Raw genomic sequence first — 13,337 nt, 5'->3', positions numbered from 1 at the left:
TGATATCATTTTTTACACGTTCAGGCAATCCATAAATTCATGGATCGCCCGCTGGCGAAGCCGGTAAAACGTGCTTTTCGGATAGTAATTATAGAACCAGCCGTCAGCGCTTTCATCCAGAAATTCCCGGACGATGATTTCACGATAGGTTTCCGGCATCGCTTCCAGCGCGCTTTCGTACAACGCAACGGTCAATTCATCGCATTGCTGCTGATCTTTATGCTCCTGCTTCTTCTCCGGCGCAAGAAAACGGCTCAGTCTCAGGCGCTGGCATGATTTGCGGTAACATTGGGTCAGATATCGGATTACCCCTTCCTGTTCGCGGCTTTTGAGCGGTTTGTTCATGGCGTATCCTCCTTCCGGGATTTTATGCCCGCTATTATACTTATTCGCGCAATTTCGCGAAATTCCTTGTTTTTTCTCGTTTATCGTAAATTTTTTTATTTCCCGCGGACTTTTTCACTGATTTTCCAGCTTAAACTTTACAAATTGCCGATTTTCCGGCTCCTGTACAGTTTACAATACGGTTTCATCGTGACAATTATTCCGGTTTAGATTACAATAATGACGGAGGTTTCACATGAATAAAACAACGATATCCATACCTAAAATACTCATTTCCTTAATCGTTTACTTCACCCTGCCGCTCAGTGCGGCCTGGCTGAACCAGTTCGTCGATTCCATGACGATCACGTATACGTTAATCTTCAGCGCTGCCGCGTTGGTTTTAGTCAGTCTGAACTGGGATGTTTTCAGTCTGCACCTGCGCCGGTTTACCGGAAATATCAAAGACGGCCTGTTGTTTACGGTCATCTGCTTCATCACAATCGTTCTTCTGCAGTTTGCCTCTCATTTCGTCCTGCATCCGGGACCAGTAGAGCTGGAACGCGAAATTCTGCTTCACTACACCTTCTTTATCCCGGTGATGGTCCTGGCCTATTCCGTCTGTTACGCCCTCAGCTTTACGCTGGCATTTAAGATTTTTGTCGACCGGATTCACCTGCAGGTCAGCGAGTCGATGACAATTCTGATCTCCGGCTTCCTGTTCGGCTTTCTGTGCACGGCCAGTCTGCTTCCTGCAACCTTCGATCTGTTTGTGCGGCAGTTTGGTTATTTCTTTTTAACCTCCACGCTGGCTTCCTATGCGTACAACCAGACCCATTCGATCATCCCGATGACGCTGGCCTATTCGCTTGTTCTGCTTGGGAACATTCTATTGATTTTGCTCTAATTTACCCTCGTCTTGCAAAGCAGCGGAATTTCCGCTGTTTTTTTATTGTCCGATAAAAGAAATACGCTGAAATAAGCACAAATAAGGAAGCGTGAATTGTTAGGAATTCCCCTTTTTCAGGGAAATTTGCTATAATGAAACCAGTCGTATTGATGACCGGAGGGCTTGCTCATGACAACATCCTCTTTCAATGATGAACACCGTTTACCCGCCTCCATTCTCAGCGTGGATTGGAACGATTGGATCACGTTTCTGCACGCTCAGGATGCGCCCGCAAAACTTGCGGCGCTCCAGCGGATGCTCAAACCGCTGGTTCCTGATGAAATCACGCTGTTTTGCCGTTCAGATTCCGTCTGGACGTGCTGTTGGGCAGGGTCAGACAGAAAATCCTGGCCGGACGAAATCACGCCCGATAACGCCTGGAATACCTTATCCGATTTAACGCTGCTTCCCGGCGGTAAAACGATCTGGCTGAAATTGTCACAGACGCCGCCGACGCTGCTCAAGCTTTGCCGCGCGCAGCCCTGGTCAGCCGCTGACTGCGCCTGGATTGATCCGCTGCGCTTTCTCGCCTGCGCTCATGCCAACGCCTTCGGGCAGCTTCAAAGCCGGCATCATGAAATCCGCGTTTTTCATCAGATCCTGGATCAGATTCCCACGCACTTATGGATCGCGGATGCCAAGACGTATGAAATTCTATTTATGAATCGGGCGATGAAAGCAGCTTTTCAGCTGGATTCTCCCGAAGGTCAGCCGTGCTGGAAAATCCTTCAGCGTGAAATGAATGGCCCCTGCCGCTTTTGTCCTCTGCCGGATCTGCTTTCTCAGTCAAAGACAGCCCTGCCGCAGAAACAGGGGATCAGATAAACACGCTAAACCAGCGCATCTATTGCAATCATGATAGTCTGATCCCCTGGATCGACGGACGGCTTGTCCATTTTCAGCATGCGATCGACGTCACGGAATCCCACCGTCTGCGATTGGACGCCGATACCGACGCCTTGACACTGATTCCCAACCGGCGGGCTGGTCTGCGCAAGCTGGAAGAACTGCTTGAACAGGTCGGACAAGGCGAGCTCAGCATGACGGCGGCGATGCTGGATATCGACCAGCTTAAAATGGTGAACGATCAATTCGGCCATTTGGAAGGCGATCTTTTAATCTGCCAGATCAGCCGGACGATCGCGTCCCTGCTTCCCCAGGAGGATTTGTTTTTCCGGCTGAGCGGCGATGAGTTTATCCTCGCTTTCGTCAATCAGACGACGGATATCGGATCCGCCTTACTGAATCAGGCTCAGCAGCGGCTGCGTCAATGGGGAGAAACGGAAAAGAAAGCCTACCGCTGCAGCTTCTGCTTTGGATTGATTCCGGTCAATGCCGGCACCCAGCTATCCTGCAGCACGCTGCTCTCACAGGTTGACGACGCGATGTATACGCAGAAGCGGCTGCTTCACATCCAACTCAAGGAATCGGAAAAAGCGCAGATGCAGCTTGCCGATTATCATGGGGAAGTTTCATTCCGCTACGATTCCGCTTATTTATATGATGCGCTGGTGGAAAGCACCGACGATTATATCTTTATCAACAACATGCACGACGATGTGTTTCGTTATCCCCAGGCGATGGTTGAAGAATTCGGCCTGCCCGGTCAGATTGTACGCAACGCCGCGGCGGTGTGGGGTGAAAAGGTGCATCCCGACGACAAAGCGGCATTCTTGGAAGCCAACCAGATCATTCTGGACGGCCGCGCCACCTCGCATAATGTCGAATACCGCGCCCTGAACCAGCGCGGGGAATGGGTATGGGTCCGCTGCCGCGGCAAGGTCATCTTTGATGATAATGGAAATCCCGTGCTGTTTGCCGGGTTGATCTTCAACCTGAGCCGGAAAAACAAAACTGATCGGATTACCGGTCTGTTCAATAAAATGGTCTACCGGGAGGAAGCGCAGCGGCTGTTAAGCCGGCGTCCGGATACGCCCTTAGCGATCATGCAGCTCGGATTGGATGATTTCAGACACGTCAACGATTTATACGACCGCAGCTTCGGCGACGAAGTCCTGCGCATCAGCGCTCAGCGGATCATGAGCCTGCTTCCGGAAAACGCCGAAGTTTACCGGCTGGACGGCGACGAGTTCGGCATTTTGATCAGCGGTTGTCAGACTGAAGAAATCCGCAAAATCTATAAAAAACTGCAAACTGCCTTTGATCAGCAGATGATCTACGAAGGCCAGCGCTACTATTGCACCCTTTCAGCCGGCTGCGCGGTTTATCCGCAGGACGCCAAAGTTTTTTTAGAGCTGGTCAAAGCGGCCGGCTACGCGCTGGAGCAGGCCAAGCTTAATGGAAAAAACCGGCTGGAATTTTTCACCCGGCAGATCCTGGCGCGCAAAATCCGCTCCCTGGGCATCATTGAAAAGATGCGCGAATCCATAGCGCAGGAATATGCCGGATTCTTTCTCATGTATCAACCGCAGGTCAGCGTCACAACCGGCCAGTGGATTGGCTTTGAGGCGCTGGCCCGCTGGCAGAAGGCGCCGTATGGCTATGTTCCGCCTGACGAATTCATCCCGTTATTGGAAGAAAGCGGCATGATCGTTCCAGTCGGCCGATGGATTTTCCGGCAGGCTTGTGAAAAATGTGCACAATGGTCCAATCGGGAACCGGCGCTGACCATGAGCATCAATTTATCCTACCTGCAGTTGACGGAACCCGATTTCATTGATTATATGCAAGAGACACTCGCCGCAACGCAGGTCGATCCGCACCGGATCATTGTTGAAATGACGGAATCGGTGATCGCCTCGCGCGCTCATGCCTTAGAACATCTGTTCCAGCGAATTCATGATCTGGGAATTCGGATTGCGATGGATGATTTCGGTACCGGATATTCCAGTCTGGAAATGCTGAAGAAGATGCCGGCGGATATCGTGAAGATAGACCGGGCCTTCGTGCACGACGTCGACGCCAGCAATTTCGATGAATCGTTTATTCAGTTCATCGTGGCAATCTGCCACAAAGTCAACATTGAGGTTTGTGCCGAAGGGGTGGAAACGGAAGCTGAATTCCAGATCTTATATCCGATGAACGTCGATACGATCCAGGGGTATTATTTTGGCAAGCCAATGCTTGAGAATGAAGTCGAGCAAAAGCTCCGTTTGATGGAAAACGCCGAATCCGGCGGGATACGGTAAGAACGGCTGATCCGGGCTGGACGATGTGCGGACGGATTGGAAGCCAGGCGGAAGCAACGCTTCCATTCTGTTTCGCTTTCGTGCCCGGCAGGAGTATGCTTTTCTTAATTCAGCTGGCATAATCGAGATAATGAAAACAGGGTTAAGTCCCTGTTTTCATTTGCGGTCGTTCTTCTTTTCCGGATCAATTTCCCCTGGCGATCAAGCGGGGCATCGTAAACTGTCCGGCCGCCAGTGTCAGCGTCTATAATCGTCCCTGCCGAAAAGTTTCGATCATCTGATGGCCAAGACTTAACGGATCCGGATTTTCCGGAATTTCTTCCGGTTTCATCCAGCGGGCAGCGGCAATTTCCTCCGCCTGCAGCGTAAGCTGCGGACTGCCGTCCAATTCAGCGGTAAACGCCATCATCTGCGTCGAGGAAAACGCCCAGGGTTGTGAACCATAATAGCGCAGGTTCTTCACTCGCAATCCGACTTCCTCCGCGACTTCCCGCACTACCGCCTGTTCCAGCGTTTCGCCGATTTCAACGTAGCCGGCAACCAGGGCCATCCGCCGCCCTGTCGAATGGCCCTGCACGACAAGCAGCCGGTTCTGGCTGCGGTCGATCACCGCCGTGATCACACAGGGCGAGATCTGCGGATATTCGACATGGCCGCAATGCGGACAAACGCGGGCCCGTTCCCGCTGACTGTCGCATAACGCGTAGCCGCAGACACCGCAAAAGCGCCGGCTTTTCCGCCAGCGCTGCAGCTGAAGCGCGGTAATTCCGGCCATTGCCAGTGAATTCGGCTTCAGCTCACGGAATCGGGCTGCAGGGATCCACTCCAGAGAAGGCAGCTCTAACGCAGTTTCATTTAAAAAATAGGCCTCTTCATCAATTCTGAACAGATAAACCAACGACTGCGCCGCCGCTGCTGAAAACGGCAGTTCCGCAAACTGGGGAAAGTCCAGCCCGGCTGGCCGCCGGATCATCGCAGCCTGATCGTTCTGAAACGTCAAAATTCGGTCGGTTGCCCGGGGCGTCCGGGGTTCGTATTGATTGTAAAAGTGATGCGGATTGATTTCTTCGATCATGATTGCCTCCTGAGTATCATCAGGATTATATCATATTCATCCCAAAAAAGGCGTTACCACCAGAAAAAGACCCGCGGGCCGCGCAGCTGCAGCGTCGCGGCAGACGCCAGATGCAGCGACAAACGAAGCTGTTCCGCCCCCGCCGGGATAGGGCGGCTGTGATATTTCCATTGCCAATCCGGGCCGGCGATCAGGGAAATTTGTTCTTCCTTCACCAGCCTTCCGTTCTGTTTCTGATACCGCAGCCTGATCTGAACCGGCACCCTGCGGTTCGCCCGCATCCAGGCGCTCAAATGCAGCTCGCTGCGGTCTTTGACCCAGATCGGCAGCGCATAGTTCAGCTGTGTGTTTCCATTGCGTCGGGTATGCGACATCACGCACGCATGATAGCCCTGAGTTGCCGGGTCCTGCCAGCGGACATTTCCCTCATGCGTGAAATATAACAGGGAATCGTCAGGACCGGGACGAAACTGCGCGTTGTGCAGATGATTCATCATAATGAGATCCTCCTTTAGAAATCCATGATTTCCTATCCCATCGTATGATCGCCGGATCATTCCTTCTAAGCGATTCGCCGTCCGCCAACAGAAAAAGATCGCGAAGTTCCGCGATCCGTTCTTTCTTCCGTTTTTCCCAGCGACGATGGCGCTATGGCTTGATATAGGCAAAACCGGCCTGCTGCTTTTGAGCCAGCTCAATAACCCCAACGGGAACCACCAGCGTCTTTTCTATCAAATCCTTTGGGTCCAGCGCCTGAGCCCGCAGAGCATTATGACAGGCCGCAAAGACAACGCCTTCCGCTTTAGCCTGCGCCATGATGACATAGAGCGAATCAGACAGAATCCCTGGCAGATATCCCCGAACGGCCGGGCCGTTGGCCAGCACCTCAATTTCATAGTCCTTTTGATTGTGCTGCAGCCAGTCCAGCATGTTGCGGACATTGCCCAGCGCCATCGCCCAGGCCTCCATCGCATCGACATGATAAATCACTTTCATGCTTTCGCCTTCCTTCTGTGTTCTATTGTATCACAGTCGAAGTCAAAGCCGGCAAAGTTGCATTACGCAAGGAAAAATCAAGCCTTGCAGTTTTTGATATGGGCTTTCAGCTTCTTCATCGCCCAGTCGTAATGGCTGGACGTACAGCTGATGAAATAGGATCCCAGCGTGCTGCCGCCGACCCAGGCATAGATGCCCTTGGCAAACAGCTGCTCGTTGGTGAAGGTTTCGGCCAGCGCCATGACAGCCTTATGCGACTGATCCAACTGTTTCCTGGCCTGTTCCAGCGTCGTTGCCTGATGTTTTTTCCAGAAGCCGACATTCATCACGCCGTAGGTTTTCCAGTTATAGGGTTCAGGGATAAACGGCCTGGCCTCGCCTTTTTGATTTGCGTCAACCCAGTTTAAGAGCAGCTGATGCCATTCATAGAGGTGAATCAATACATCTTTCAAGTTCTGATCCCGTTTCCAGTGCGCTTCCTTTTTCTTTTCGTCATGCTCAAAATGGAACGGCGTATTCAATTCAGTTTCCGTCATGGTATCGATCAGGTTCAGCAGCTTTTCATAATTGGTATCCGCAGCGAGAATCAAGTCTTGTTTCGTTGTTGGCCGGCTCATCGTATTTCCTCATCCGTTCCTGCCCTAAAGCTCAGGGAACGCTTTCTATTAGTAAGTTTATCATACAATATGAAAGTTGACATCTGTCTGTCAGATTCAAATGAAAATCAGGAAAATTTATCCCCGATTCTTTATTCTTTCATTCGGCCGTTTATTTCGGATTTTTCTTAATCCGATTTCTTTCATCCCGCAGTTCTGTTTCTTTTCAAATTCATTGACTATCAGCTTGAAAAAGGAAAGACCCTGCGGTCTTCCCGCAAGGTTGTTTCTGCTGGGCAGCCTCACGCCGCCAATCTCGGTTTCCTTTCATCGGTGGTCAACAAAAGGCCTTCTTTTATCTGAAAATTATCACAGCTCCGATCCCCGGCTGGCAATCACCTTCTGATACCAGGCAAAGGAATCCTTCTTAAACCGGTTGCCCGTACCTTTTCCGTGATCATCCAGATCGACGTAAACGAAGCCATAGCGCTTGCTCATCTCTGCCGTTCCGGAGCTGACCAGATCGATTGGGCCCCATGGCAGATAGGCCAAGACCTTCACCCCATCCTGCAGCGCTTCGCTGACCGCCTGGATATGCTGACGCAGATAATCGATGCGGTAATCGTCATGCACCGTCCCATCGACAAAGACGTCCTCATAGCCGAAGCCATTCTCCGCAATCATGATCGGTTTCTGATACCGGTCCCAATACTGACTGATCGCGTTGTACATGCCAAGCGGATCGATCGTCCAGCCCCAGGCGTTCGCCTTTAAGTAGGGATTCTCGCTGATCGAAGCCGGGTCCATCGTGTTCTTCTGCGAATCGAGTGTGCGCGAATAATAATACGAGAACGCCAGGAAATCCAATGTATTTTCTTTTAACAGCGCCTTATCCGCTTCCGTAATGTCCACGTGAATGTCATTTTCCTTAAAGTAGCGCAGCATGAAGCCCGGATACTCCCCGCGCAGCGGCACATCGGCATAGAAATACTGCATCCGGATCCGCTTCATCGCAAACACAATGTCCTCCGGCCGGCAGGTCGCCGGATAGTAGGTGCAGTCCGCCAGCATGATGCCGATTTGAATATTGGGATTGATCTTCTTCGCATACGCCTTGATTTGGGCATTGCACAGGAACTGATGATGAATCGCGATATACTGATCCTCGATCAGATTCTCGGTTTTATCCCGCAGAATTCCCAGCGACTTAAACGAACAATACTGAACCAAGTTCGTCTGGTTAAACGGAATCCAGTATTTGACGAGATAGCCGTAGCGGTCTAACAGCACCTTGGCATAGCGCACCATGAATTCAATCAGCTGCGGATTCTTGAAACCGCCGTATTCTGTCAATAGCGGCAGCGGGATATCGTAATGAAACATCGTGACGATCGGCTCCATGCCGGCGTCGATCACCTCGCGGATCACCCGGTCGTAAAATTGCAGGCCCTTTTCATTCGGCTCCCGCTCATCCCCGCGGGGAAAAATCCGCGGCCACGCGATCGAAAACCGGAAGCTGTTCATGCCCATTTCCTTCATCAGCGCAATGTCTTCCTTATAGCGGTAATAGAAGCCGTTCCCATAACGTTTCGGATAGTACCCTTCCTGATCGGCAACAGCCGCCGCCAGGGTCGCGCTGGTATGTTCGTTTTCCACCAGCTTCTTCCGGTAGCGGATCCGGTCCAGCTGATCGTTGTATAGATGGATGTCCGACGTGGACAGACCGCGTCCCTCTACATCGTAAGCCCCTTCGATCTGACAGGCCGCCGTTGCGCCGCCCCACAGAAAGTCCTGCGGAAACTTATATTTTTCTTTTTCCATCGGGTTTCCTCCTGTTTTGAATTACTGCGGACCAACGATCAGTTCGTACAGCTCGATCAGCCGCTTGATCTGGCTGACCTCACACATCGTCGTCATCAAATGATCCTGGGCGTGAGTAAACAACAACGACGGCGCGTGCGCCAGGCCGCGGGCTTCCTCCTGAATCACCAGCGTCTGAGCCTGGTGCGCTTTCAGGATACCTTCGGTTTCCGCTTGTTCCATTTTTGCGTAGGCTTCTTTGAATTTCTTTTCTTTGGCCAGCTGAAACGCTTCGTCCGCCAGGGTTTTCGCGCTGCCCGAATGCAGGATAATCTGCATCGCCACCTGATTTAAATCAATTTCTGAAACCTCCGTCGATTCCAGCTGTTCCTCGTTTGAATATGTCATCATGTCGATCCTTTCTTTATGAAAATGGTCGGAGCTTGAAGTTATATCAGCCTTCCGTTTGAAGGGATTGCCGGTCAGTTCCGCAGATTTAGCCGTTGAGCGCTTCACTCTGTTCCTCGGCGATCCGCTGTTTCTCATAGACCTTGAAGAATGGATACCAGGTTGCCAGATAGATCAGGAATAATACGACGTAGACCAGAATCGCCCGCAGATCCTCGGTGATCATCACGCTTGAAAGCGGCGCGGGAATCTGACCGACCTGAATCATTTTGGACGGGATATTCAATAACCCGCTGCGCATCGTAAACCAGACGACCAGCGGCCCGGTGATCGCATTGATCCACATCGGCACCATCAACAGCGGGTTCATGACGATCGGCGCACTGTACATGATCGGCTCGTTAATATTGAAGATCGAAGGCAGAATCGTCAGCCGGCCGACCGTTTTCAGGCTTTTGGATTTCGAAAAGCACATCAGCAGATTCAGCGTCAGCGTTGCACCCATGCCGCCCATCGTGATCAGACCGGCCGTAAATACCGCTTCGTTGGTCGCGATGTTCATCGGCGCCAGCCCGGCTTCCACCGCGGCGATGTTGGCAGCGATGCCGGCCATGAAGATCGGCGTTTTCACGCCGTTCCACAGCCAGTGCGAAATGCCCAGCGTATAGAAGAACGTCATTAAGAAGATCAGCAGCACGAAGCCCGGCAGCGTCTGACCGAAGTTCTGGATCGGCGAGAAGGCCAGCAGCACCAATGCGAACAGATCAATATTCAGATAGAACGTTAAGAAGACGGTCAGGCCGATCGAGGTGATGATCGGAATAATATTCTGAACCCAGCCGATCACAAAATCCGGCAGGCTGGAATCGCCCAGCGGATTGAGTCTGCCGACCAGGTGGAACAGAATCGACACCATGTAGCCGGCCGCGATGCCGACGATGATGCCGGTTGGGCCGAAGCGGTTGAACTCGACGCTAAACATGCCGTTGGCGTCGATGACCGGCTTGATAAACATGATGAACACGGAAATCGCGGTTAATCCGGCATTGATCGTATATTGGGTATGGCCGAGCTTCTCCATCATCTGGTTGGCGACCATGAAGGCGGTCAGCAGCCCCAGCATGCCGAAGGAGAAGTTGATGATGCGGATGAAGTTCGGCAGCGCCGGAATGGTCGAGCGCAGAACATTATACAGATGGATGCAGGATCCGGTCAGAATAAACGGGATGATCTTCTGCATCGAACTGGATAAGGCGGCGACGACTGGTTTCTGTGAGAACTTGTTCATCGTTGGCGTAAAGGAATTCGTCAGCCAGTTCATAAATCGTTTCATATTTTTTCCTCCCCTGGTGAAATCAATGGTTTTCCTGTCGGTTCTGATGCAGCTTTACCGCCAGCTCGATCAGCTTTTCGCCATCCAGACTGCCGTAGACCTTCTGCGGAATGACGCCGACCGCAACGTTGTAGGGCTTAGCCAATTCCGTGAATTTAGCCTTGAAGTTTTCATAGTGCGGGGCCAGCAGCAGGACGTTGATCTTCGGCAGATACAAGACCGCCTCGGTTTCGCTCTTGGCTTCAATTTTTACGTTAAGGCCTTTTTTCTTAGCGACCTTACGCGCGCCCTGAGCCAGAAAGCCGCTGGACAAGCCAGCGCCGCAGCACAATAAGACTTGAATGGGTTCCATATTTTTTCTCCTTCCCTCACTCGCAAATTCATTATAATTTGTCTGTCCTTTCCCCTCAACCAGTCCTTTGCCCGCTGAGGTGCATGTCCGACAGCTCAGGCCAGGACCTCTGCACCCTGCGGTGAAGGGGAATGAATTGAACAAGAATATCTTTACCTTTATAATAAGATCATAGGAAAAAGGCCGGTGAGAGTGTGACGATCAACAAAAAGAAAAATCTGATTCTTTATTTATGGGAACAGAACGTCCCCTGCACGGCCGCCGAGCTGGCCGACGTCTTAAACGTCTCCGTCAGAACCGTTAAAATGTACGTCAAGGAGATCAACGCGCTTGCGCATCATAAGGTGGTGCTCTCCTCCAACAAGGGATACACTGCATTGAAAATCAGCGACCTGTCATTTCTGGATGAACCGCAGACTTTCGCGATGAGCTATGCAGAACGTTCCGTCTATATCATTAAGAAAATTCTGATCGAACACCGGCCGCTCAATACCTTTGATCTGTGCGACGAATTGTTTATCAGCTATTCGACGCTGAAAAGCGACCTGGCGAAAATGAACACGCTGTATCAGAGCTTTCACGTGCACTTTTCGACGCAGAACGATCTGATTCAGATTCAAGGTTCGGAGAAAGACAAGCGCACCCTGCTTTCAAGCATCATCCGGCAGGAAACGCACAGCCGGATTCTGGATCTGGACACGCTGAAACAGTCGTTCAGTCCCACGGAAATCGAAAAGATCTCGCAGATTCTCAACGATTTTTTCAAGCAGGGGACGTACAATCTAAATAACTTCTCCTATACCAATCTGCTTCTGCATTTTGCGATTCTGATCGAGCGGGTGAAAACCGGCAATTCTTTATCGGAAATCCGCGAGATCATGACGAAAAATCCGGACGAGCTGGCGTTGGTCAGACAACTTTCCGACCGGATTGAGCAGGATTTCAGTATCACGCTGAACGCCTGTGAAAAAAATGAGATTTATATCTTTTTTAAGACGAATATCAATTATCTGGTCGATTCCAATTATGACAAACTGCGGGAAGTAATCGGCGAAGATGTGCTGGACGTGATCGTGAAAATCATGGCGGAGGTTTCACAGCTGTATTCGATCGACCTGAAGCATGAGAGCTTTATCATCCCGTTCGGCCTGCATATCAAAGCGCTGATCACGCGGGCTTCCTTAGGAAAATATAACCGCAACCCGCTATCGGAGAAAATCAAGCAGGATTGTCCGATCATCTATGACATCGCTATTTTTATCGCGCTGCGGCTTTCGGAGATTTACCAGGTTGCGATTGCGGAGGATGAGGTCGCCTTTATCTTCCTGCATGTCGGCACGGAAATCGACCGCCAGAATTCCTCGAACGATAAGCTGAAATGTGTCCTGTTGTGTTCCGATTATCTGGGTCTGGAAAAGAAGATCTATGATCAGTTGATGCAGGACTACGCCGATGAGATCACGATTGATGCCGTTGTTTCCAGCTATGAAGAACTGGAAAGACAAACGTTTGATCTGTTGATCACGATGATTCAGGATGAGCGGAATTATAACTATCCTTCGCTGTTGATTCTGCCGTTTCAGCTTGATAAACAGAAAAATGAGATTCGGGAGAAGATTTATGAAATTCAGCAGACGAAAAAGAAAGAGCTGATTTTTAATCATTTCGATCATTACTTCCATCCGGAGCTGTTCTTTGTGACCGAAGATGGAAGCCGGGAAGACGTCATCCAACAGGTCTGCGATAAAATGGAGGCACTCGGCTATGTTTCCGCTTCGTTCAAATCGTTTGTCAAAAAGCGGGAAAACGCGTCATCCACAGCCTTCGGCAGCATCGCGATTCCCCATTCGGTGCACATGGACGCCTATCAGACCAAGATCGGGGTGGCGGTCAGCCGCGGCGGAATAACCTGGGGAAGCAATCTTGTCAACGTCATGCTTCTGATCGCGATCAATAAGTATGACAAGCAGATTCTTCTGACGATCAATGAATCGATTTTGTCCTTGTTTGAGAACCCGGAAATTCTCAGCCGGGTAAAAAATACGTCCAGCCTGGCGGAGTTCAAAGCAATCCTCCTGCCGAATCTCTAGAACCCGAAATTTCAGGCTGATGAAAACACAGAGAGAAGAATGAGGGTTATTATGATCATCTGAACAAATTTCATGAAAGTCTGGCAGCGAAGAAAAATCCCGGCGAAAAGATCTCTGGAACTTTTTCAAGAAAATAAAGTTTCTTTCGCCACCGAGATCGCGGCTCGAATCAGACTATTCAAAGAGATGCCATTTCGATGATTCACCCATGACTGTCTGGAGGACAACTGCGATTTCCGGGCTGATGTCATCTTTTTCCAACGCA

At 50.9% G+C, this 13,337-nt stretch carries 13 protein-coding genes; 4 read left to right on the top strand and 9 right to left on the bottom strand.

What is annotated here, in order from left to right; genetic code table 11:
* Positions 1 to 12: 12 nt before the first annotated feature.
* Positions 13 to 345 (bottom strand): MG284/MPN403 family protein, encoded by a 333-nt coding sequence (locus I2G61_RS00160; RefSeq protein ID WP_072684937.1) that lies wholly within the window; start codon positions 343 to 345, stop codon positions 13 to 15.
* Positions 346 to 580: 235 nt separating this feature from the next.
* On the opposite strand from I2G61_RS00160, the gene I2G61_RS00155 reads away from it, so the two are divergent.
* From I2G61_RS00155 to I2G61_RS00145, 3 genes are all read left to right on the top strand, one after another.
* Positions 581 to 1,231 carry a hypothetical protein gene (locus I2G61_RS00155; protein ID WP_195547723.1) on the top strand — a complete coding sequence of 217 codons (651 nt, stop codon included), beginning with the start codon at positions 581 to 583 and terminating at the stop codon, positions 1,229 to 1,231.
* A 171-nt stretch (positions 1,232 to 1,402) separates the two neighbouring features.
* Complete coding sequence (locus tag I2G61_RS00150; RefSeq protein ID WP_083538576.1) at positions 1,403 to 2,098, top strand: hypothetical protein; 696 nt, start codon at positions 1,403 to 1,405, stop codon at positions 2,096 to 2,098.
* Positions 2,032 to 4,422: an EAL domain-containing protein gene (locus I2G61_RS00145; protein ID WP_083538575.1), complete on the top strand. Its 2,391-nt coding sequence runs from the start codon at positions 2,032 to 2,034 to the stop codon at positions 4,420 to 4,422. Before I2G61_RS00150 ends, I2G61_RS00145 begins: the two co-directional genes overlap by 67 nt.
* Before the next feature lie 244 nt (positions 4,423 to 4,666).
* Here the strand turns inward: I2G61_RS00145 and nudC are convergent, their stop codons facing one another.
* The 8 genes from nudC to I2G61_RS00105 all read right to left on the bottom strand — a co-directional run bounded on the left by nudC (position 4,667) and on the right by I2G61_RS00105 (position 10,982).
* Positions 4,667 to 5,497: an NAD(+) diphosphatase gene (gene nudC, locus I2G61_RS00140; protein ID WP_072684935.1), complete on the bottom strand. Its 831-nt coding sequence runs from the start codon at positions 5,495 to 5,497 to the stop codon at positions 4,667 to 4,669.
* 53 nt (positions 5,498 to 5,550) lie between these two features.
* Positions 5,551 to 5,994, bottom strand: coding sequence for a hypothetical protein (locus tag I2G61_RS00135; RefSeq protein ID WP_072684934.1), 444 nt, complete (start codon positions 5,992 to 5,994; stop codon positions 5,551 to 5,553).
* Between the two features lie 151 nt (positions 5,995 to 6,145).
* Positions 6,146 to 6,493 carry a DsrE family protein gene (locus I2G61_RS00130; RefSeq protein ID WP_072684933.1) on the bottom strand — a complete coding sequence of 116 codons (348 nt, stop codon included), beginning with the start codon at positions 6,491 to 6,493 and terminating at the stop codon, positions 6,146 to 6,148.
* Between the two features lie 77 nt (positions 6,494 to 6,570).
* Positions 6,571 to 7,110, bottom strand: a complete 540-nt coding sequence (locus I2G61_RS00125) for a ClbS/DfsB family four-helix bundle protein (protein ID WP_072684932.1) — start codon at positions 7,108 to 7,110, stop codon at positions 6,571 to 6,573.
* Positions 7,111 to 7,458: 348 nt separating this feature from the next.
* Positions 7,459 to 8,910: a glycoside hydrolase family 1 protein gene (locus tag I2G61_RS00120; RefSeq protein ID WP_195547722.1), complete on the bottom strand. Its 1,452-nt coding sequence runs from the start codon at positions 8,908 to 8,910 to the stop codon at positions 7,459 to 7,461.
* Positions 8,911 to 8,931: 21 nt separating this feature from the next.
* Complete coding sequence (locus tag I2G61_RS00115) at positions 8,932 to 9,300, bottom strand: PTS lactose/cellobiose transporter subunit IIA (protein ID WP_229100616.1); 369 nt, start codon at positions 9,298 to 9,300, stop codon at positions 8,932 to 8,934.
* A gap of 85 nt (positions 9,301 to 9,385) precedes the next feature.
* A complete protein-coding gene (locus I2G61_RS00110) occupies positions 9,386 to 10,630 on the bottom strand; it encodes a PTS transporter subunit EIIC (RefSeq protein WP_072684930.1) in 1,245 nt (414 codons plus the stop codon).
* A 22-nt stretch (positions 10,631 to 10,652) separates the two neighbouring features.
* The gene (locus I2G61_RS00105; protein WP_072684929.1) at positions 10,653 to 10,982 is read right to left on the bottom strand and encodes a PTS sugar transporter subunit IIB; all 330 of its coding nucleotides are present in this window, start codon (positions 10,980 to 10,982) and stop codon (positions 10,653 to 10,655) included.
* 194 nt (positions 10,983 to 11,176) lie between these two features.
* Here I2G61_RS00105 and I2G61_RS00100 point away from each other — a divergent pair, with 194 nt between their 5' ends.
* The gene (locus I2G61_RS00100; RefSeq protein ID WP_072684928.1) at positions 11,177 to 13,072 is read left to right on the top strand and encodes a transcription antiterminator; all 1,896 of its coding nucleotides are present in this window, start codon (positions 11,177 to 11,179) and stop codon (positions 13,070 to 13,072) included.
* Positions 13,073 to 13,337: the final 265 nt, after the last annotated feature.

The organism is Holdemania sp. 1001095H_141210_F2 (assembly GCF_015558105.1).
GTDB lineage: Bacteria > Bacillota_I > Bacilli_A > Erysipelotrichales > Erysipelotrichaceae > Holdemania.
Note: the sequence above shows the minus strand (reverse complement) of the source record. Positions and strands in the feature narration are given on the sequence as shown.